General features: G+C 60.9%; 21 protein-coding genes and 1 tRNA gene. 15 read left to right on the top strand and 7 right to left on the bottom strand.

The features are described 5' to 3' along the window. Positions 1-4: 4 nt before the first annotated feature. Both PQU92_RS03355 and PQU92_RS03350 read right to left on the bottom strand, forming a co-directional pair. Positions 5-544, bottom strand: a complete 540-nt coding sequence (locus tag PQU92_RS03355; RefSeq protein ID WP_272746803.1) for a disulfide bond formation protein B — start codon at positions 542-544, stop codon at positions 5-7. Between the two features lie 64 nt (positions 545-608). Then, positions 609-1,184: a YqaA family protein gene (locus PQU92_RS03350; RefSeq protein WP_272746802.1), complete on the bottom strand. Its 576-nt coding sequence runs from the start codon at positions 1,182-1,184 to the stop codon at positions 609-611. A gap of 269 nt (positions 1,185-1,453) precedes the next feature. Here PQU92_RS03350 and PQU92_RS03345 point away from each other — a divergent pair, with 269 nt between their 5' ends. The 3 genes from PQU92_RS03345 to PQU92_RS03335 all read left to right on the top strand — a co-directional run bounded on the left by PQU92_RS03345 (position 1,454) and on the right by PQU92_RS03335 (position 3,642). After that, the gene (locus tag PQU92_RS03345; protein WP_272746801.1) at positions 1,454-1,915 is read left to right on the top strand and encodes a MarR family winged helix-turn-helix transcriptional regulator; all 462 of its coding nucleotides are present in this window, start codon (positions 1,454-1,456) and stop codon (positions 1,913-1,915) included. A 168-nt stretch (positions 1,916-2,083) separates the two neighbouring features. Then, positions 2,084-2,851, top strand: coding sequence for a hypothetical protein (locus tag PQU92_RS03340; protein WP_272746800.1), 768 nt, complete (start codon positions 2,084-2,086; stop codon positions 2,849-2,851). After that, on the top strand, positions 2,848-3,642 hold the full coding sequence (locus tag PQU92_RS03335) for a hypothetical protein (protein ID WP_272746799.1): 795 nt from the start codon (positions 2,848-2,850) through the stop codon (positions 3,640-3,642). The genes PQU92_RS03340 and PQU92_RS03335 overlap by 4 nt, the downstream gene beginning before the upstream one ends. A 21-nt stretch (positions 3,643-3,663) precedes the next feature. Here PQU92_RS03335 and PQU92_RS03330 read toward each other — a convergent pair whose 3' ends face one another. The 3 genes from PQU92_RS03330 to PQU92_RS03320 all read right to left on the bottom strand — a co-directional run bounded on the left by PQU92_RS03330 (position 3,664) and on the right by PQU92_RS03320 (position 5,066). Continuing rightward, positions 3,664-4,251 carry a thymidine kinase gene (locus PQU92_RS03330; protein ID WP_272746798.1) on the bottom strand — a complete coding sequence of 196 codons (588 nt, stop codon included), beginning with the start codon at positions 4,249-4,251 and terminating at the stop codon, positions 3,664-3,666. A gap of 169 nt (positions 4,252-4,420) precedes the next feature. Continuing rightward, positions 4,421-4,505: transfer RNA gene (locus PQU92_RS03325), tRNA-Leu, on the bottom strand. Between the two features lie 96 nt (positions 4,506-4,601). After that, positions 4,602-5,066, bottom strand: coding sequence for a hypothetical protein (locus tag PQU92_RS03320; protein ID WP_272746797.1), 465 nt, complete (start codon positions 5,064-5,066; stop codon positions 4,602-4,604). 113 nt (positions 5,067-5,179) lie between these two features. Here PQU92_RS03320 and PQU92_RS03315 point away from each other — a divergent pair, with 113 nt between their 5' ends. Continuing rightward, a complete protein-coding gene (locus PQU92_RS03315; RefSeq protein WP_272746796.1) occupies positions 5,180-5,443 on the top strand; it encodes a hypothetical protein in 264 nt (87 codons plus the stop codon). On the opposite strand, the gene aptA is transcribed toward PQU92_RS03315, so the two are convergent. Next, positions 5,433-6,758 carry an omega-aminotransferase AptA gene (aptA, locus tag PQU92_RS03310; protein ID WP_272746795.1) on the bottom strand — a complete coding sequence of 442 codons (1,326 nt, stop codon included), beginning with the start codon at positions 6,756-6,758 and terminating at the stop codon, positions 5,433-5,435. The two genes, PQU92_RS03315 and aptA, sit on opposite strands and share 11 nt — an antisense overlap. Before the next feature lie 159 nt (positions 6,759-6,917). Between aptA and PQU92_RS03305 the strand changes: the two genes are divergently transcribed. The 11 genes from PQU92_RS03305 (at position 6,918) to PQU92_RS03255 (ending at position 20,302) form a co-directional block, all read left to right on the top strand. Continuing rightward, positions 6,918-7,565, top strand: a complete 648-nt coding sequence (locus tag PQU92_RS03305) for a GntR family transcriptional regulator (RefSeq protein ID WP_272747068.1) — start codon at positions 6,918-6,920, stop codon at positions 7,563-7,565. A 221-nt stretch (positions 7,566-7,786) separates the two neighbouring features. Next, positions 7,787-9,307 (top strand): aldehyde dehydrogenase, encoded by a 1,521-nt coding sequence (locus PQU92_RS03300; RefSeq protein WP_272746794.1) that lies wholly within the window; start codon positions 7,787-7,789, stop codon positions 9,305-9,307. Between the two features lie 4 nt (positions 9,308-9,311). Then, the gene (locus PQU92_RS03295) at positions 9,312-10,760 is read left to right on the top strand and encodes an NAD-dependent succinate-semialdehyde dehydrogenase (RefSeq protein ID WP_272746793.1); all 1,449 of its coding nucleotides are present in this window, start codon (positions 9,312-9,314) and stop codon (positions 10,758-10,760) included. 147 nt (positions 10,761-10,907) lie between these two features. Further along, positions 10,908-12,260 carry a transaminase gene (locus PQU92_RS03290; RefSeq protein ID WP_272746792.1) on the top strand — a complete coding sequence of 451 codons (1,353 nt, stop codon included), beginning with the start codon at positions 10,908-10,910 and terminating at the stop codon, positions 12,258-12,260. A 44-nt stretch (positions 12,261-12,304) separates the two neighbouring features. After that, a complete protein-coding gene (locus tag PQU92_RS03285) occupies positions 12,305-13,675 on the top strand; it encodes a glutamine synthetase family protein (RefSeq protein WP_272747067.1) in 1,371 nt (456 codons plus the stop codon). A gap of 177 nt (positions 13,676-13,852) precedes the next feature. Next, positions 13,853-14,965, top strand: coding sequence for an ABC transporter substrate-binding protein (locus tag PQU92_RS03280; protein ID WP_272746791.1), 1,113 nt, complete (start codon positions 13,853-13,855; stop codon positions 14,963-14,965). Between the two features lie 194 nt (positions 14,966-15,159). Next, positions 15,160-16,056 (top strand): ABC transporter permease, encoded by an 897-nt coding sequence (locus tag PQU92_RS03275; RefSeq protein ID WP_272746790.1) that lies wholly within the window; start codon positions 15,160-15,162, stop codon positions 16,054-16,056. Next, positions 16,053-16,922 (top strand): ABC transporter permease, encoded by an 870-nt coding sequence (locus PQU92_RS03270; protein WP_272746789.1) that lies wholly within the window; start codon positions 16,053-16,055, stop codon positions 16,920-16,922. The genes PQU92_RS03275 and PQU92_RS03270 overlap by 4 nt, the downstream gene beginning before the upstream one ends. Then, on the top strand, positions 16,923-18,041 hold the full coding sequence (locus PQU92_RS03265; RefSeq protein WP_272746788.1) for an ABC transporter ATP-binding protein: 1,119 nt from the start codon (positions 16,923-16,925) through the stop codon (positions 18,039-18,041). A 3-nt stretch (positions 18,042-18,044) separates the two neighbouring features. Then, on the top strand, positions 18,045-18,797 hold the full coding sequence (locus PQU92_RS03260) for a gamma-glutamyl-gamma-aminobutyrate hydrolase family protein (protein ID WP_272746787.1): 753 nt from the start codon (positions 18,045-18,047) through the stop codon (positions 18,795-18,797). Positions 18,798-18,910: 113 nt separating this feature from the next. After that, positions 18,911-20,302 carry an aminotransferase gene (locus tag PQU92_RS03255; RefSeq protein ID WP_272746786.1) on the top strand — a complete coding sequence of 464 codons (1,392 nt, stop codon included), beginning with the start codon at positions 18,911-18,913 and terminating at the stop codon, positions 20,300-20,302. Here PQU92_RS03255 and PQU92_RS03250 read toward each other — a convergent pair. After that, positions 20,299-21,090 (bottom strand): DUF3313 family protein, encoded by a 792-nt coding sequence (locus tag PQU92_RS03250; protein WP_272746785.1) that lies wholly within the window; start codon positions 21,088-21,090, stop codon positions 20,299-20,301. The two genes, PQU92_RS03255 and PQU92_RS03250, sit on opposite strands and share 4 nt — an antisense overlap. Positions 21,091-21,184: the final 94 nt, after the last annotated feature.

The following is a 21,184-nucleotide window of genomic DNA, read 5'->3' as shown; positions in this document are numbered from 1 at the left end:
ATCCTTAGCTACGCACCTGACGCTGGGACAGGCGGTAATAGAGTTGCAGCCGCAGAGAAGCAATCAGGCTGAGAACGGCCAGAACACCCGAAATCACGGCATTCCACCCTGCCATGCTCAGGCCGAGAAAGCTCCAGGCCACAACGTCGCACTGCGGCGCCTTGATATTGGCACCCGACAGCATGGCGGCGATCGAATCGATTGACACGTCGTCCGACGAACCGGTGCAGGTGGCGGGCAGGGCCCACCATTTCAGCTCGCCGCCGGCGTGGAAGACGGCGATGGCGCATCCCGTGGCGAAGATGGCGAACAGGACAAATGAGAAGACGCGCGGCGGCCCCTTGGCACCGGTAAATACCGCCCATACGGTCGCCACCAGCGACACGCCGACCGCGATCCAGTAGATGTCGCGCTGTTTCAGGCACAGGTGACAGGGATTGAGGTCGCCGAAGGTTTGAAAGGCATGGGCGGCGCCCAGAAGGCTCAGCGCGCTGACCAGGGCGATGACCGACCACCAGCGGCTAAAAAACAGTACGGCCTTCATCGTCAATCCTTAAGCATTCAATCGCGGCGCAGTTTATAGGGGATCGCCGAAATGGCAATCGCGCTTAAATAAACTTTATCGCCACGATACCCAGCACCAGCACGCCGACGCAGACGGCGGCAACCAGATTGATGCGCTTTTCGATCAGTTCCTTGGCCTGCGGGCCGAAACGCTGCAGCAGGAAGGCGGTCAGGTAGAAGCGCGCGCCGCGCGTCACCACGCAACTGAAGATGAACATACCAAGATTGAAGTGCGCCAGACCCGAAGCGATGGTGACCAGCTTGAACGGGATCGGCGTCAGGCCCTTGCCGAGAATCACCCACATGCCCCATTCGTCCATGAAATGGCGAAAGTGCGCCAGACCGTCGCCATGGCCCATCATCTTCAGCAGCCACAGGCCGACCGGTTCAAGGAAATAACCGATGGCATAGCCGAACAGACCGCCCAGCACCGAGGCGATCGTGCAGATCAGGGCGAAGCGATAGGCTTTTTCCGGCTTGGCCAGCGCCATAGGCGCCAGCATGACGTCGGGCGGGATCGGGAAGAACGAACTTTCGGCGAAGGAAATCGCGGCCAGCACCTTTTCGGCATTGGGTTTGGCGGCCTGTTTCAGGGTCCAGTCGTAAAGGGGACGAAGCAACGTAACGTTTCCTTGGCTTTTCAACGCAGTGGCCGCGCTGATCGCGCCCCCATATCAGGTGCGTGGCGCTTTGTCGCCTCACAGCCTGTTGCAGCGCGAAAATATTGTGTGCGCTGTCTGCGCTGCGGTCGTGGCGAAATAATGACGTGATATCCGATAACGCCGATCGCGTTTTCATTAGCCACCTTGGATAAAGGATTAATAAAAACTCATTTGATATTTGTCCGGTTACGACGCATCTTCCCGGAACCTCAGGACAGGAAACCGGTATGCCGTACAGTAAGCTTTCGCTTGATAACTATCTTCCCTACAGGCTTTCCGTGGCGTCGAATGCCGTCAGCGCGCTGATTTCGACGGCCTATGACAGTCTCTACGGTCTTAAGATACCGGAATGGCGGCTGATCTGGGTGCTGAACGAAGACGGCCCGTCGACCCAGCAGGCGTTGGTCAAGCGCACGGGCATGGATAAGGTGACCATTTCGCGCGCCGCTCAGGCCCTGGCCAAGCGCCGCCTGATCACCCGCGCCCCGCACGAACACGATGGACGTTCGCACCACCTGATTCTCACGCCCGAAGGTCAGCGCCTGTTCAACGATGTCGCCCCGTCGGCGGTGGAATTCGAAAAGGAAGTGCTGGCCAATCTGTCGGCAGAGGAAATCAATACGCTCAAGGATCTGCTGCGCCGGGTCGAGGAATCGGCGCTCAAGACCCAGAGCAAGGCCGAGCGTTAAGCCTATCCCATATGAATATCATAGTGGGCCCGCATTGATGCAATGCGGGCCCACTTGCCTATGAAAACGCGCGAACCGTCTGGCGCACCGCGCGGCAATCTGTTAACCCGTTTCAACAGGATCGTGTAACTCGCGAGAGGCTGGAAGAGGGGGAGGTTTCAGGGGCGTATGCGGTACAGCGGGGATGAGTACAACACGCCGCCCGACGGCTTTTACGACCCCACCCTGTGGGACACCTTGGTGCGCCTGTGGTGGAGCGGGGGGTTGATCTGGATCGCGGGGGCTGTCTTTTGCCTTGTGATGATTCTGGCCGGTGCTGTCGCCGGCAGCAAAAGCGGTCCTGAGGGCTTTTACGATCTCAAATCCGGCGTCAAGGCCCTGTGGCTGGCGGTGACGCGCTCTGTATCCGGTTCTCAGGCCCAGGTGGTGGACAATGCGCGGGACGTGATCGCCACCAATGACCGTTTGTTTCCCAATACCAATGCCCTTGTGGACCTGGTGTCTAAACACCACGGCGCCCTGATCAAGGCCGCCTCGGCCATCAAGGAGGTCGAGGCCGACAAGGCCAAGACGTCGGCAGCGACCGCAGCGGGTATGTCGGGCGGCACCGTCATCAATATCGCGGTCAACCAAGGCGGTGCCGTCACCGCCGATCCCGACGGACGCGCACCGGTGCAGGCGATCGGTGCCATGGGCGGCGACGTGAATTATCCCGGCAAGGCCGAGGCGAAGAAGGCATCTGCGCCCGGCTTCGACAAGGCGACGAAGGTATGGCTGCTGCTGCAAAAGCTGGCCGCGCAGTGGCGCGATCTGACGCTGATGACGGCGCAATATGCCGCCGTGCAGAAGCAGCTTAACCAATCGCCGCCGTTCCATCCGCCCGAAACCCTGCCGGGCGCGGGTACCGCCGATCCGGGACAGGGCTATATCCGATGAGGTATTCCGACGCCCCCGAAGATTTCGGCGATCCCTTTGGCGACGGTCCGCGCAGCGTCGCGACCGTGATCCTGGATGGCCATACGCTCATGCTGCTGGGCGGGCTGGTTGTGCTCGGCCTGCTACTGTGCGCGGTCTTTTATGGGCTGACGCGCAGCTTTGCGCGGGCGCGGCTGGAGGCACGGCGCAAGGCGTCGGCGAAGGCGATCTATGACAGCATCAATCTGGCTCTGCTGCGCGCCGTCCATGCCTCGGGCGCTATCCAGATAGAATACGCCCGTGAACTGTCGGCGACCGTCGAAGCGCGATTGGGCAGCCTGCTGGTACTCAAAGACAAGAGCGGAAAGCTGTTCGAGGATCTGGCCAAGGCCGTGGATGAGCCCGACCCCGTACCGGGCGAGGTAAAGCCGGAAAAACCGACGAAGGTAAAGGCCGACATGACCGCCGACGAGCATCGGGTGGCGGTCTGGCAGGCCTTGCAGGGTTTTCACGCCGTCTGGTCGGACGAGACAGCCGTCCTCGGTCTGATCGAAGGCGCTCAGGCCGAGTTGAGCCGTTCGCGTTCGGCGGCGCACGCGCTTCAGCATCTGAGCCGCGGTACACCGGCGCCCGCCACACCGACGCCGCCGAAATCGCGTCCGAAAAGCCGCAAATCGAAGGCGGTTAGCGACACGGTGGTGGTGACTGTCGACGCGCCCGCAGCGGTATCGGGGGCGGATGACCTGCCGCCGTTGCCGCCGGGCCCGGCCAAGGGGAAGCTGGCCAAGCACAAGAAGAACATGCTGGCCTAACATGGTGGTCTGACGGGTGCCTCAGGCGTGCGCGGCCGCGATCTCTTGTGGCCGGTCGATTCTTTCCGCGATCCAGTGCTGATTGCAGCGGGCTTCGTAGATGTCGGAGTTACCGAGCACGATTTCGCGTCCATCCTGTAATTTTTTGAAGGACTTATAGGCGGGCTGTCCGCAGACCGAGCAGTGGGCCTTGAGCTTGATCACCTCGTCTGCCATGGCCATCAGCAGCGCCGTGGCCGGGAAGGGCTCGCCTTTCCAGTTGGTATCGAGACCGGCGACGACGATATCGCGGCCGCCATGCAGCAGGTCGGACACGAATTCGACGACGTCCATATCCATGCCGGTGAAAAACTGCACTTCGTCGAGGCAGACCAGTTCGGCTTCGCGGGACAGATCGGCGATATCGGCGAAACGGCGAATGGCCTTGGCGTCGGCGGACAGGCCGTTGTGGGAGACGACGCGGGTATCGGCGTAACGATTGTCAAAGGCCGTCTTGAGCACCAGGACGTTCTTGTTTTCGCCGTTGCGGGCCCAGAGGATGCGTTTCAGCAGTTCGGTCGTCTTTCCGGCGAACATGGGGCCGCAGATAACCGTGAGTTTGCCGTACATGGATTCCTCCGCCACATGACTTATGTGACAGATTTATTCGGTGAGTCGTCCGTCGAGGGAAGGCGTGACGAGACGGTCCGCATACGATTTTCAGACAGTTTGATGCCCCCCCAAGGACGACGTCCGCAAAGACCCGGAACCCGGGGTTAGCTTTGATTTTCAAAAGAAATGGTGCCCCCGGTCGGACTCGAACCGACACACCTCGCGGTACCGGATTTTGAATCCGGCGCGTCTACCAATTTCACCACAGGGGCACAGGGCCAGACAACAGGCGCGTCCGACAAGAGCGCCGTTGTTATCGAGTTTTAAGCCGCCGTGCAAGCCGGAAAAACCGGCTATCCCCTGTGCCCTCAGTCGTCGTGTTCGGCGGTCTTGCGCTTCACGTCGTCGCCCCAGGCACCGATGATTTCCGACAGGACCGCCAGCATGGACGGGAATTTCGAGGCGAGGAACCCGGCGATCACCGCGCCCACGGTCGCCAGTACCGGCGAGCGACCCTTGAGCGCATCGAGGATACGTTGGATATGGACCACCGAAGATTGGGTATAGAAGGCTTGTGTCTGTTGTTTCGCAAGCGTCTGTTGACGCTTTTTTTCTTCCTTGGTCAGGCGTTTGATCAACATGTAGATCGCCAGCGGCAGGATCATTGCTGCCCCTAGCGCTACCGGCCCCCATACCGGACCGAGCCAGATTTGCAGGGCATTGAACAGGCCAATACTGGCCCAGGCGACGCCCAGAATGGCGGCGGCGACCAGCAGGACAACAGCGATGATGGAGTCGCGCAGTTCGCTGAGTTGTTCGGACAGGTTAAACATGGCGAGCCCCGGAGGTGAAAAGAATGAGCCGTCACACTATGGCGCTTTGACGGCCTTTAGGGCAAGGATATCGGCCTGATTCCGTAAGAAAATCATAAAAACGAGCGCGATTTATGAAAACCTTCGCCGAAGCCCTGTGGCATATGCTGGGTGTGGTCAGCGCGCCGCTATACTGGTTGCTGTGGCTGTTGTTTATCTGGGGTGGTTTCATCCTGATGGGGCAGAGCGATCCGGTGGGGCAATGGGCCCTGGGGTTGGTGTTGGTCCTGTTCGTCGCGCGCTTTCATCCGCAGGTCAGAAAGCTTGGCGGGCGGTGGATGAACGTGCTGGGCTGCGCGGCGTTTGGGCTGTTTGCGGTGGTGACGTCTATTCTGTAACGGCCAAAGCGTAGCGGATGGTCTCGATCATCCGGTCGATCTGCGGCTTTTCGACGATCAGAGGCGGTGACATGGCGATGATATCACCCGTCACGCGGATCAGCAGGCCGTCGTCGAAGCAGCGGTCGAAAACCTCCAGCGCCCGGGCGGTTGCCGCGCCTTCGCGAGGTTGCAGTTCGATCCCGGCGACAAGGCCCAGATTACGGATGTCGATGACGTGTCTGGCATCACGCAAACTGTGCACGGCGTCTTGCCAATAGGGCGCCATGTCAGCGGCGCGGGCGAACAGGCCTTCGTCTTCGTAGGTTTCCAGCGTGGCGATCCCGGCAGCGCAGGCCAGTGGATGGCCGGAATAGGTATAGCCGTGGAACAGCTCGATCGGGGTGTCTGACGCCTGCATGAAGGTGTCGTAGATGCGGTTCGACACGGCGACCGCGCCCATCGGCACGGTGGCATTGGTGATGCCCTTGGCCATGCACAAAAGGTCGGGCCGCACGCCGAAATAGTCGGCCCCGAAGGCCGCGCCCAGACGCCCGAAGCCGGTGATCACTTCATCGAAAATAAGCAGGATATCGTGCTTGTCGCATAGCTCGCGCAGGCGTTTCAGATAGCCTTTGGGCGGGATCAGGACGCCGGTCGATCCGGCGACGGGCTCGACAATGACGGCGGCGATGGTGCTGGCGTCGTGCAGGGCGACAATCCGTTCCAGAGCGTCGGCGAGGTCCGCGCCGTGTTCGGGCTCACCCTTGGTGAAGACATTTTCCGGCAGGTGTGTATGTGGCAGGTGATCGACGCCCGTCAGTAGCGTACCGAAAGACATGCGGTTCTTGACGAGGCCGCCGACGCTGATGCCACCGAAGCCCGTGCCGTGATAGGCGCGTTCACGACCGATCAGGCGTGTCTTGGCGCCTTGCCCGCGCATCCGGTGATAGGCCAGGGCGATCTTCAACGCGGTATCAGCGGCCTCCGATCCCGAATTGGTCAGGAAGATTTTTTTGAGGTCGTAGGGCAGGATGCCGGACAGTTTGTGCGTGAACTCGAAGGCCAGCGGGTGTGCTATGTTGAAGGTCGGCGCGAAGTCCATAGTCGCGGCCTGTTTCTGAATCGCGGCGGTGATTTTCGGGCGGTTATGCCCGGCATTGGAGCACCAGAGGCCTGAGGTTGCGTCCAGAATCTCGCGACCGTCGTGGCTTTTGTAGAACATGCCATCGGCCTCGACCAGCAGCTTATGGCGGCCGGATTTGAAGGCGCGGTTGGGCGTGAACGGCATCCAGAAAGATTGCATCGCGTCAGGGGAGGGGAGGCGGTCGTCCATCGGGGGGCTCATGTAAAGATGGGATTTGTCGGAACCGAGCATACAGGCTATAGATTTCGCTTCCAGTCTATTGTGACGCGCGGCGTAAAATCGTGATCACATTTTTGAGGTCATGAATACAGTATGGGTTATCCGGGCTTGAATCAGTTTCCCCTGAGCATGGACGACGACACCTCGATCCACGATCAGGTCTATGAGGCCCTGGCCGAGTCGCTCATTCAGGGGCAGATTCCGCCGGGCAAGTCGGTATCGCTGCGCACCCTGGCCAACGAGTTGAACGTCAGTCCCATGCCCGTGCGCGAGGCCGTGCGCCGTCTGATCGCGCAAAAGGCGCTGGAGTTGCAGCCGTCGAACAAGCGCCTGCGCGTGCCGTCTTTAAGCGAAAATCGCCTGTTGCAACTTATGACGGCGCGGCAGTGGGTCGAGCCGGAACTGGCCTTTTTGGGCGCGCAGAAAATTACCCGCGACGTTATTGTCGAGCTTAAAAACGATGATGAACGCCTGATGGCGGCGCTGTCGAAGGGCGATGTCGACGGCTATATGAAGGCCAATTACGCCTTCCATTTCCGCCTGTATAACCTCGCCGAAGCCGACCTGTTCCTCGATATGGCGCGGACCCTGTGGTTGCAATCGGGGCCGTTCATGCGGGTCGTGTTCGGGCGACTGGGGACGGTGCAATTGCCGCAGGACCACCATCAGGAACTGATCAAGGCTTTGGAGACCGGCGATCACGCCGCCGTCCGTCAGCATATGGCGGAGGACGTGCACGAGGGCATGGAACTGATGCTTGAGGCGTTGAAGGGTTAGTCATTCTCCCCTGCGAGCCTTTGGGCAAAGCGGGGGAGGTGGCGGCGAATGAAATGAGCCGACGGAGGAGGCGTTTCTGCGCATGGTTTGCCCCCTCCGCCTCGACGCGCTTCGCTTGCTCGGCACCTCCCCCGTACGCTTTGCTACAGGGGAGGATGAAAGCTTGACATGATATTGTGCGTCATGCTCCATCTGTGATCACAGTTTCGGAGGTTGTTGTCATGAGCGCGTTTTCGACTCCCCTGTCGCCCGCCACGGACCTCGACGGTGTGATGGCCGCCTTGAGCGCGGTCGCCAAGCCTGCTCAGGCTTTCATCGGCGGTAGCTGGGTTGATGCCCGATCCGGCAAAACCTTCGATAACCACACCCCTCGCGACGGTACGTTGATCAACCGCATTGCCGCCTGTGATGCTGCTGATGTCGACACCGCCGTGATCGCTGCGCGCACCGCGTTCGAGGACGGGCGCTGGACCCGTCTGGCCCCGAAAGCGCGTAAGCAGGTTCTGCACAAGCTGGCCGACCTGATGAGCGCCCACGCTGAAAATCTGGCGCTTTTGGAGACGCTCGACACCGGTAAGCCGATCCGCGACAGCCGCGCTGTCGATATCCCTCTGGCCATCAACACGACGCGCTATTACGCCGAAGCGCTCGACAAGATATATGGCGAGGTCGGACCGACGCCGGACAACCGCCTGTCCTATGCGGTGCATGAGCCGTTAGGGGTGATCGGCGCCATCGTGCCGTGGAATTTCCCGCTGCACATGGCCATGTGGAAGGTTGCCCCCGCCCTGGCCATGGGCAATTCGGTGGTGCTGAAACCGGCGGAACTATCGTCCATGACGGCGCTCTATGTAGCCGCGCTGGCGGTCGAGGCCGGGGTGCCCGCTGGCGTGTTCAACGTTGTCACGGGCTTAGGGCACGAGGCAGGGGATGCACTCGCCCGGCATATGGATGTCGATATGATCGCCTTTACCGGCTCCGGTCCGGTCGGGCGGCAATTGATGAGGGCGGCGGCGGATTCGAACCTCAAGCGCGTGTCGCTGGAGCTGGGCGGTAAGTCGCCGCAGATTGTCTTTGCCGATTGCGCCGCCCTTGATGCCGCTGCGCAGAATGCGGCGTGGGGGGTGTTCTACAATCAGGGGCAGGTGTGTACGGCGGCCTCGCGCCTGTTCGTCGAGGCCTCGATCAAGGACGCCTTCGTCGAAAAAGTCATCGCCGTGGCCAAATCGATCAAAGTCGGCGATCCCTTCGATCCGGCCACGCAGTTTGGGGCGATGATTTCTGAACGTCAGATGCACACGGCGCTCGGCTATATCGACAAGGGACAGGCCGACGGTGGGCGTCTGCTGCTGGGCGGCCACCGCGTACAAACCGAAACGGGCGGCTTCTATGTCGAGCCGTCGCTGCTCGATATTACCGCCGACAATGTGCTGGCGAGGGAAGAGGTGTTCGGGCCGGTCCTTTCGGTTTTAGCCTTCACCGATGAGGCCGAGGCTTACCGACTGGCCAACGACACGGTTTACGGACTGGCGTCGGGGGTGTGGACCGCCAGCCTTGACCGCGCCATGCGGGCCACCAAGGCGCTGAAGGCGGGTCTGGTCTGGGTCAATGGGTGGGATGCCTGCGACATCACCATGCCGTTCGGTGGATTTAAACAGTCGGGCTTCGGTCGCGATCGCAGCCTGCACGCCCTATATAAGTATGCCGACCTCAAGGCCGTTTCCATAACGTTCAAGGCATAGAACTATGAAATTGACTCCCGCCCTTATCGATCTGCTCGGCGAAGATATCAGCCTGACGCCGCCGTCGTGGCCGCATTTTGCGGTCCATAACCCTTCGACCGGCGACGTGCTGGCCTATGTGCGCGAAATGACGGCTGCCGACACCGAAGCGGCCATCGCTGTGGCTGAAAAAGCCATGCCCGCCTGGGCCGCCCTGACCGCCAAGGCGCGCGCTAAAGTCATGGAAGCCTGGTACGCCGTCATCATGAAGCATCAGGAGGCCTTGGGGCTTCTGGTGTCGCTGGAGCAGGGCCGCGCCATCAAGGAGGCGCGTGGCGAAGTCGCCTATGCGGCCGGCTTCATTGAATGGTTCGCCGAAGAGGGCAAGCGCGCCTATGGCCGCACCATCCCGGCCACGGCCGACGGCAAGCAGTTGCTGACCATCAGCCAGCCGGTCGGTGTCGTTGGCGCGATTACGCCGTGGAACTTCCCGCTGTCGATGATTACGCGCAAGCTGGGGCCCGCACTGGCGGCAGGTTGCGCGGCGGTGGTCAAGCCGTCGGAGGATACGCCGATCTGTGCCATTGCGCTTAAGCGTCTGGCCAAAGACGCGGGCGTGCCGGACGGCCTGATCGCCATCATCACCACGACTCATTCGGCGGATATCGGTGCCGTGCTGACGTCGGACGCGCGGATCAAGAAGTTCTCTTTCACCGGCTCGACGCCGGTCGGCAAAAAACTCTACGCCCAATGCGCCACGACGGTGAAAAAGATATCGCTGGAGCTGGGTGGCAATGCGCCAGTGGTGGTGTTCGACGACGCCGATCTCGATCTGGCGGTCGCGGGCGCGGCGGCGTCGAAATTCCGCAATTCGGGTCAGACCTGCGTCTGCGCCAACCGCATCTTCGTTCAGCGCGGGATTTACGACGCGTTTGTCGAAAGGTTCGTCGCTGAAGCCGCTAAACTCAAATCCGGACCGGGCTATGAGGAAAGCACAGGTCTTGGGCCGCTGATTAATCAGAAGGCCATCGATAAGGTCGTGCGGCTGGTCGAGGACGCCGTGTCGAAGGGGGCCAGGATCGCACTCGGCGGGCAGGTCGATGCGCAGGGGCCGCTCTATTATCCGGCCACCGTCCTGACCGGCGTGACGCGCGACATGCAGATGTTCGAGGAGGAAATCTTCGGCCCGGTCGCCGCGCTCTATCCGTTCGATACGGAGGAGGAGGGGATCGCTCTGGCTAACGACACGCCGTTCGGGTTGGCGGCCTATGCCTTTACGCAGGATATCACACGCGGTCTGCGGGTCGTGAAGGCAATTGAGGCGGGCATGGTCGGATTGAACGACGGCGTGATGTCTACCGAGGTCGCACCGTTTGGCGGCGTCAAGGAATCCGGCATCGGCCGCGAAGGAGCAACCGAGGGACTTGAGGAGTTTCTGGAGACCAAGTTCATCAGCATAGCGGGGTTGGGGTGAGGGTAGGTTTTGCCCACTCCGTCGGCTTCGCCGCCACCTCCCCCGCTATCGCAGGGGAGGATGTAATGCTTTCATCCTCCCCTGTAAGCCTTTCAGGGCGTAACGGGGGAGGTGTCAGCGCGAAGTCGCTGACGGAGGGGGCCACTTTTGTCCCTCGCTGACTTAATCGCCGAACAAACCGCGATCTTCAACGCCATGCACCCCAAGACCCTCGCACACGCCGCCGAGGCTCAGGCCGTGTGGCGCGGGGGCGTGCCGTTGCACTGGATGGACGACTGGGCCTCGCCGGTGCCGCTATTTGCCACCCGTGCCAAGGACGCGACCCTGTGGGACGTCGACGGTTACGCCTATGACGATTTCTGCCTGGGCGACACGCCGTCGATGTTCGGTCACGGGCGCGAAGAACTGCAAGCCGCGATAACCCGGCAGGCGGGGCAGGGCGTCGGCTTCATGCTGCCGACGGCGGACAGCGTCGAGGTCGGGCGGTTGCTCTCCGAACGGTTCGGCTTGCCGTTGTGGCAATGCGCGACGACAGCATCCGACGCCAACCGTGCGGCGATCCGCTGGGCGCGGGCGATTACCCAGCGCGACACAATCCTGATTATCGACGGTGCCTATCATGGCATGGTCGATGACGCCTTCGTGGTGCTGAAGGACGGCCAGACGGTCGCCAAACCCGGTTTGATCGGGCAGGTCATCGACCTGACCCAACACACGGTCGTCGTGCCGTTCAATGACCTGACGGCGATGGAAAGTGCCCTGGCGGGCAACAATATTGCCTGCGTACTGCTCGAACCGGTGATGACCAATTGCGGCATGATATTGCCGGACGAAGGCTATCATCAGGCCTTGCGCGACCTGTGCGACCGTACCGGTACGCTGCTAGTCTATGATGAAACCCATACCCTGTCGTCGGGCTATGGCGGTTATGTCAAAGAACACGACCTGCGCGCCGATATGCTGGTGATCGGCAAGGCCATCGCGGGGGGGATTCCTGCCGCCGTCTGGGGCGTGAGCGCTGAGGTTGCCGCGCGCATGGACGCCGCACAAACAGCCATCGGCGGCGGGTCTTCGGGTATCGGCACGACCCTGTCCGGGAATGCTTTGGCCATGAGCGGCATCAGGACCATGCTGACCGAAATCATGACCCGTCCGGCCTACGACTACATGCAGAAGGGCGCGGAAAGTCTGGTCGCCCAACTGCGTTGCGTCATCTGGCGGCAGGAACTCGACTGGAGCGTCGTGCATGTCGGCGCGCGGGCTGAACTGGTCTTTGCGTCGCCTGCCCCGCGCGACGCGCAAACCATGCGCAAGGCCCTTGATCCGGCTCTGTTAAAAGCGTTTCATCTGTACCTGATCAACCGGGGCGTTCTGATCGCGCCGTTTCACAATATGATGCTGATCTCGCCGAAAACGACACCGGAAGCGGTTAAGCGGCTGGTCGACGCCATCGAAGCTTTTAGTATCGAATATAAGCGTTTCACATCCTCTGCCGCGTAGGCGGGAGGACGAAAGAGAGCCCAATGTCACTACCCCCGCACCCCATGGTCGCCACTGTCGATGAAGCCAAGGCCTTTCTCGATGCGCACCCTGAGATAAACTATTTCGAGATTCTGTTTACCTCTATGACCGGGGTCCCGCGCGGCAAGCGGCTGCGGCGGCACGAACTTTTGCCGATCTATGAATATGGGCGCTTCCTGCCGGGGTCGATTCTGGTGGTCGATACGCTGGGGGCCGATTGCGAGGACACCGGCCTTGTCTGGGAAGATGGCGATGCGGATCGGGTGGCGCGCCCGGTGCCGGGGACGCTGACGCCCGCGCCGTGGCTGGGCGACGACGTGGGGCAGGTTATGCTGTCGCTCTATGAGCTTGACGGCACGCCGAACGATCTCGATCCGCGCCATGTCCTGCAAGGGGTGTTGGATCGCTATAAAGCCGATGGTCTGACGCCGGTGGTGGCGTGCGAACTGGAATATTACCTCGTCGATATCGAGCGCAAGGACGGGCAACTCGTTCCCGCGCGCGGCTTCAACACCGGCGAGACGCCCAAGGGCATTCAGGTCTATGGCCTTCCCGAGGTCGAGGCGCACGGCGAGTTCTTCCGCACCCTGTGGGAGACGGCGGATGTCATGAATATTCCGCTCGAAGGGGCCATTTCCGAGTTCGCGCCGGGTCAGGTCGAACTCACACTAAAGCACAAGCCCGACGCCCTGCGCGCCGCCGACGATGCGGTGCTGTACAAGCGCATGGCCAAGGGCGTGGCGCTCAGCCTCGGTATCGAGGCGACCTTCATGGCCAAGCCGTGGGCCGATCGCGCCGGATCCGGCTTCCACGTCCATGTGTCGGTGGCCGACAAAGACGGCAAGAATCTGTGCGCCGCCGAACACCCGGAAGGTTCGGAGTTGCTGAAAACCATGATCGGCGGGATGAAAGATCACCTTGCCGACTGCATGGGTATCCTCGCGCCGGGGGCTAACAGCTTCAAGCGCTTCAAAGCCAATTCCTACGCGCCGGTCGGCCTGACCTGGGGGGTGAATAACCGCACGGTCAGCCTTCGCGTTACCGCGGGTCCAGCCCACACGCGTCACGTCGAACACCGCGTCGCCGGGGCGGACGGTAACCCCTATCTGGTACTGGCGGCGATTCTCGCCTGTGCGCATCACGGCATCACACAGAAAACCGATCCCGGCCCGGCGGTGGTCGGCAACGGCTATGCCGTGGCGGCGGAAACCGGCGCGACCCTGCCGACCAACTGGTACGCGGCGGTCGATTATCTCGATAAATCAGCGGTCCTGCGCGACTATCTGGGGGACCGCTTCGTCGACATGTACGTCAAGGTCAAGAAGACGGAACAGGCGCGTTTCTTCGAGGAGGTGACCGAACTGGACTACGACTGGTATCTGAGAAACGCGTAAATAATTACCGCATTTGCGAACGTGATCACAGAACGCGGTTGACAGAAGGTCATTCCCGTATTCTGTTAACTTATCGTCACATTCAGGGGGGCTGGATAAGGCTCTCCAATGGTTCAGCACCACCGCGTCGCCCGTCCCGTAAAGGGCGGCGTTTGAAGCCTTGAAGGAGATGGGGACATGACTTTTCCGAAAATCCCGGCCTCGCGCCGTTCGATCCTGCAAGGCCTTGGCGCCGCCGCGATGGGCATCAGCTTCGGCGGTCTCGCGGGTTGCGAACCGGCCAAGAAGAAGCTGAACTTCTATAACTGGGACACCTATATCGGGCCGACGACGCTCGGCGATTTCGAAAAAGCCACCGGCACACCTGTCAATATGAGCCTGTTCGCCTCGAACGACGAACTGTTTGCCAAGCTGAAGGCCGGTAATTCGGGCTTCGACGTCATTGTGCCGTCGAACGACTTCGTCGAGCGCATGAGCCAGGCCAATTTGCTCATGCCGCTGGACCATGCGAAAATTCCGAACCTCAAGAACGTCGATCCGGCCTTCCTCAATCCGCCCTACGATCCGGGCCGCAAATTCTCCATGCCCTACACCTGGTTGGTGCTGGGCATCGGCTATAACACCAAGACCATGAAGGACGGCAAGATCCCGGATTCGTGGAAATACGTCTTCGACTCCGACACCTATGCTAAGAAGATCGCGTGGTTATCCGAAGCCGGTGACCTCGTGCGTCTGGCGGCCAAATATCTGGGCCACAGCGTCAATGCGCTGGACGACAAGGTGCTCGCAGATGTCGAGGCCCTGCTGACGAAGCAGGTCAAGGCGGGCAATATCCTGCGCTTCCATTCCGACGACGGGCAGGACCTGCTGGCCGGTGGTGACGTCGATGTGGTCATTGAATATAACGGCGACATCGCGCAGAAGAAGGCCGAAATGCCGGAACTGGATTTCGTGGTGCCGGTCGAAGGCTCGCAGTTCAACGCCGATACGCTGGCTATCCCGGTCGGCGCACCTATGCCAGACGAAGCGCACGCCTTCATCAACTATCTGCTCGATGCCAAGGCGGGTGCGGCGATTTCGACCGAGATCAAGTATCCGACGCCGAATCTGGCCGCCAAGGCTCTGATGCCGGACAGCTACAAGAACAACCCGATCATCTTCCCGCCCGCCGAGGCTCTCGCCAAGTGCGAATACGCGGCTTTTGCCGGTGCCGAAATGGCGCAGAAGATGGAAGAGCTGATCACGCGCGTCCGTGCGGCGGCGGGTATGCCGGCAGAAGAAGAGGCGTAGTCGATCTAATACCTCCCCAGCTTGCTGGGGAGGGGGACCGCACGACGCCGCGTTTACGCGGCTAGATGCGGTGGTGGGGGCTCTTAATTTCAACCGTCGTAATTGTTGAAACATCGCAAGCCCCCCTCCGTCTGGCCTGCGGCCATCCACCTCCCCCGGCACGCCGGGGGAGTAGGTAAGATAGGGAGGTGGTTATGGAACAATCCTGGCGGCAGGCGAAGGGGCTCTTCCTGACGCTCCTCAGCGCGCCCCTGTTCTGGCTGGTGGTGTTCTTCATCGCCCCTCTGAGCATCGTGTGGCTCTATTCGTTCGGGCAGAACGACGGGCTGGTCGACATTGCCTTTACCGGTACGTGGTCGAACTACGCCCATGCTTTTTCACCGCTCTATCTCAATATTTTCGTTAAATCGTTCTGGATAGCAGGTCTGACGACGTTCCTGTGTCTGGTTATCGGTTTTCCGGTCGCGCTGGCGATCACTTTTGCTTCGGACAAGCTGAAACCGTGGCTGCTGCTGCTGGTCATGCTGCCGTTCATGACCAACCTGCTGATCCGCACCTATGCCCTGATCGCGGTTTTACGCACCAAGGGCCTGATCAATATGGGCCTTGAAATGGTCCATAACAGCGTCAACGGCATGACCGGCGGCGCTTTGGGCGTGTTCGAACCGCTGGCCTTGCTCAATAACAATTTCGCCGTGGTGTTCGGGCTTGTCTTCGTCAACCTGCCGTTCATGATCCTGCCGCTCTATTCAGCGCTCGACCGGCTGGATAAGTCGCTGCTGGAGGCCTCGCTCGATCTTGGCGCCGGGCATATCCGCACCCTGTTCAACGTCGTCATACCGATGGCCGGGGCGGGGATCGCGTCGGGTATCCTGATCACCTTCATCCCGGCGCTGGGGTCTTACCTGACGCCCGACCTGCTCGGCGGGCCGGATTCACAGATGATCGCCAATGTCATCGAATCTCAGTTCAAGCGCGCCAATAACTGGCCGTTCGGGGCGGCGCTGTCGTTCCTGCTCGTCTACCTGACCTTTATTGCCATCGCCGTTCAGGGCGTTTTGGAGGCCCGCGCCAGAAAGAGGGTCGCATGACAACCGCTATCAAACCGCGCAAGATGCCGCCTGCGCCGCTGGAATATCTGCGCCGCTGGCCGATTCAGGCCTGGCTGATCGGCGTTACCATCTTCCTTTACGGCCCTTTGCTGACCCTGATGGTGTTCAGCTTCAACGACTCGCGTTCGACCACGATCTGGAAGGGTTTCACGCTCAAATATTACCAGAAGGCCCTGACCAATGAGAGCTTGATCACGGCGTTCGGCAATTCGTTGACCATTGCGCTGTGCTCGACGATCCTTTCGGTGATTGTCGGGGCCATGGCCGCCATAGTCCTGTGGCGGTTCAGGTTCGGCGGCAAGACCCTATTCGACGGGGCGCTGGCCGTGCCGATCGTGGTGCCGGAAATCTGCATGGGCGTCGGTATGCTCGTCTTTTTCGCCAAGGTGCTGCCCTGGCCGCAGGGCCTGCCGTGGCCGTTGAACCTCGGGGCCATCATCATTGCCCACGTCTCCTTCAGCTTCCCGTTCGTGGCGGTGGTTGTGCGGGCGCGTCTGGCCTCGTTCAACCGCGAGCTCGAAGAAGCCGCCAAGGATCTGGGGGCCAGCGATTTCCGCGCTTTGATGGACGTGGTCATTCCGCACATCAAGCCGTCGTTGATCGCCGGGGCGCTTCTGGCCTTCACCCTGTCGCTCGATGATTTCGTCATCACCTTCTTTACGGCGGGACCGGACACGGTGACCTTCCCGGTTAAGGTCTATTCGATGGTACGCTTCTCGGTGACGCCCGAGGTCAATGCCGCCTCGACCATCCTGATCGTCGTTACGGTGCTGCTGACCTTCCTTGCGCTCAAATTTCAGGGCTCTGACGCCCTGACCGCCGGCCACGGCACGGAGAAAAAGTAAATGTCCGAAGCCAAAACCATCATCAGTTTCGAGAACGTCTCCAAGCGCTTCGGCAAGAATACCGCCGTCGACAACGTCTCGCTCGACATCAAGGAAGGGGAGTTCTTCTCGCTGCTCGGCCCGTCGGGTTGTGGCAAGACCACGCTGCTGCGCATGCTGGCCGGGTTCGAAATGCCGACCGAAGGCCGTGTCCTGATCGATGGGCAGGATGTCTCGACGACGCCGCCGAACAAGCGCCCGGTCAATATGGTGTTTCAGTCCTACGCCGTGTTCCCGCACATGACCGTGCTCGACAACGTCGCCTATGGTCTCAAGATGGACGGCATCGGCGGTTCAGAGGCCCGTGCCCGCGCCGAGGAAGCGCTGGAACTGGTCAAGCTGGCCGGTTTCGGGCCGCGCAAGCCGGACCAGATGTCGGGCGGTCAGCGGCAGCGCGTGGCGCTGGCCCGGGCTCTGGTCAAGAAGCCGCGCGTCCTGCTGCTCGATGAGCCTTTGTCGGCGCTGGATGCGAAATTGCGCGATGCCATGCGGACGGAGCTGTCGCTGCTTCAGGAAAAGGTCGGCATCACCTTTATCATGGTCACCCACGATCAGGACGAGGCCCTGGCCATGGCCACGCGCTGCGCCGTGATGAACCGTGGGCTGCTGCAACAGGTGGCGACGCCGTTCGATCTCTATGAGTTCCCCAATTCGCGCTTCGTGGCCGACTTTATCGGCAGCGTGAACCTGTTCGAAGGGACGCTCGATATCGACGAGCCGGACCATGCGATCATCAAAACGAAGGACGTCGGCGATATCTATCTTGACCACGGCGTGACCGGCGCGACCGGGGCGACCGTCTGGGCGGCGCTGCGGCCGGAAAAGATCGAGATGGACAAGTTCGACCACAAACCGGCCAAGATGGAAGACGCGCCCGACGGTTACAATATTGTCGCCGGGACGATCCGCCTGATGACCTATCTGGGCTCGGAAACGGTCTATGAGGTCGAACTGGAAAGCGGTCGTATGGTCAAGGTTCTGCGTTCGAACCTGACACGCTGGGATCAGGAAGACTTTACGTGGGACGAAAAGGTGTGGCTGTCATTCAATGCCTGCGCCCCTGCGGCTCTGCTGAGTTAAGCCATGCGTGAGCCGCTCCCGGTCGTCGGCATCATGTGCTGCCACCGCGATTTCGGCGTCGAAATGGCGCAGGCGGTCATGGATCGTTACGTGCGGGCGGCCATGACCTATGGCCAGTGTTCGGCGCTGTTGATCCCGGCCATTACCGGCTATTTCGATGCGCAGGCCGTGGCGTCGCGATTAGATGGACTGCTGCTGACGGGTTCGCCGTCGAATGTTGAAGCGCACCGCTACGGACAAGCCGACGGCGAGGGACCGTTCGATCCGGCGCGTGACGAGGTGGCCCTGAGTCTGATCGAAAGCCTGATCATTGCGGGTAAGCCGGTTTTCGGCATTTGCCGTGGCTTTCAGGAGATCAATGTGGCGCTCGGCGGAACCTTGCGCCGCGATCTGGGGCAGGCGGCGCCGGGCTCCAACCGCATCGACCACCATGCCCCTGCCGACGTCGCCTTCGACTCCATGTTCAACCACAGGCATGAAGTAGCCCTGACGCCGGGCGGTGTGCTGGCGCGGGCGGTTCTGCACGACTGGCTAACCGTCAATTCTGTACATTTTCAGGGTGTCGACAGGCTGGGGGAGGGCCTGACCGTCGAAGCCGTCGCGCCTGACGGCATCATAGAAGGCTTCAGCGCCAATATTGGCGGCGCGCAGGTATTGGGCGTGCAGTGGCATCCCGAATGGCAACCGGAGCGTTACCGCGATCGGCAGACCTTTTTCGAACTGATGGGCGCGGCGTTGCGCGGTCATCCGATTTGAGCGGGCAATTAAAATTGTGATCACAATTTTGCTGCCGATTGCAATTAGACTGTTTCCATAGTCTGCCGTACAGCTATAGTGCTGTCTTTCCGATTTATTTCCGAAGGTCCGTCATGCCCGTTCCTGCAAGCCACAACGAATCCACCGAACTAAAGGCGCTGGACCTGGCCCACCATCTGCCCGCGCAGGCCGACTACCAACTGCTCGAAGACCTCGGCGGCAGCCGCATCATCACCCATGCGGAAGGCTGTGTGATCACGGATATCGACGGAAAATCGCTGCTCGATGGCATGGCCGGGCTGTGGTGCGTCAATGTCGGTTACGGCCGCACGGAACTGGCCGAAGTCGCCTATCAGCAGATGCTGGAACTGCCCTATTACAACACCTTTTTCAAGACGGCGACCGAACCGGCCATCCGTCTGGCGGCCAAGATCGCCGACAAGATGTCCGAAGGCAATCCGGACCTCAAGCACGTCTTTTTCAATTCGTCGGGGTCTGAGGCCAACGACACGGTATTGCGTCTGGTCCGTCACTACTGGACGCTGAAAGGCGAGCCGGAACGTAATGTCATCATCAGCCGCCGCAACGCCTATCATGGTTCGACAGTGGCCGGCATGTCGCTGGGCGGTATGAGCTTCATGCACACTCAGGGCGGGCCACTGGTGCCGGGGATCGAGCACGTCCGTCAGCCCTACATGTTCAACGAAGGCTTTGGCGAAGACCCGATCGCCTTTGCCGACGCCTGTGTCAAGGATATCGAGGATCGCATCCTCAGCGTCGGGCCGGATAAGATCGCCGCCTTTATCGGCGAGCCGGTGCAGGGCGCGGGTGGCGTGATCATCCCTCCGGAAACCTACTGGCCGAAGGTTGAGGCCCTGTGCCGCAAATACGGTATTCTACTCATCTGCGACGAGGTCATCTGCGGCTTCGGGCGTCTGGGGCAGTGGTTCGGCCATCAGCATTACGGCGTCAAACCCGATATCATCGCCATGGCCAAGGGCCTGTCGTCGGGCTATCTGCCGATCTCGGCGGTCGGCGTATCGGGCGCGATTGTGGAGGTGCTGAAAACCGGCGGCGATTTCGTCCACGGCTATACCTATTCCGGCCACCCGACGGCGGCTGCCGTGGCGCTGCGCAATATCGAGATCATGGAGCGCGAAGACCTGATCGCTCGCACGCGTGAGGTCACCGGACCCTATCTGGCTCAGGCATTGCAACGCCTCGCCGCCCATCCGCTGGTCGGCGAAGTGCGCTCTCTCGGCCTGATCGGGGCGGTGGAAATCGTCGCTGAAAAAGGTACCAATACACGTTTCAAAGGAACTGAGGGCACCGCCGGGCCGCTGGTCCGCGACATCTGCATCAAGAACGGGTTGATGGTGCGCGGCATCCGCGACTCGATCGTCATGTGCCCGCCGCTGATCATCAGCGAGGCCGAGATCGATCAACTGGTGTCGACTATCGAGGCCTCGCTCAACGAAGCCGAGCCGCAATTGCGGGCGCTTTAGTTCTTCTGAAACTTGGTTTTTTCCATGGCCTTGGTGCGGTCGGTCGGGATATAGACGCCGGTCACCCGGTCCAGCACAAACCCTGTTTCATTGATGCGACCGCCGTATTTCAGGCACGGATCATTGGTCGTAGTATAGGTGCGTTTGGCAGGCAGGGGCTCCGGCGACATGACCCGCGCCGCATCGTCGCCGAACGGTTCGGCGAATTGCAAAGCATCTCCCAGCCGCGACAGGGACGGCGAGTCGGTCCCCAGCGCCTGTGCCTGACGCGCCCAGACGACGGCGGCGACCTGCGTCTTGCCTTGCTTCAGTTCAGCCTCCGCCGCCAGCCCGCCCAGAGAACCGGGGACGCGCAAGCCCAGCGGACCGGGGATAAAGAAATTGAGGGCGGCTGCGGCCCCTGATCCTGCGGTGCCGGTCGGCTCAAACCACGTGACTGCCGAATGGACCTGAGCATCGCTTAATGCGGCATCGGCCACGATCTCGTAGCGTTCGGCCAGTTCGAAACACAGTTGCGCTTCGACTTCGGTCAGCACCAGAAGCCGCTCGTTATCTTTCAAAGTGTAGCGCGTACTCGATCCCGTCATCAGACGTGTGGGGTGCAGATAGACACGCTTGACGCCGTTCAATGCCGTTGTGTCGCGATACTCTTTCGTCGTCGTGCGTCCTGTTTTGCCCGGCTTCAGATTGTCCGTCGCCGACAAGCTTGAGGCATCGGTCAGGGGCGCGCTGGCACAGGCGGATAGTGAGAGGGCGCCGATTAGCGTGGCGATGAATTTCAGTGGCATGAGCGATCCTCTATATGTGCGCCGACCCTGTAATCAGGCAGCTAAAGGATCAATACGTGCCGGTACGTATCCGGATTACAGAGTTTGTCATTTG

This window comes from Asticcacaulis aquaticus (assembly GCF_028550415.1).
GTDB lineage: Bacteria > Pseudomonadota > Alphaproteobacteria > Caulobacterales > Caulobacteraceae > Asticcacaulis > Asticcacaulis aquaticus.
This window is presented reverse-complemented; position numbering and strand designations above follow the sequence as displayed.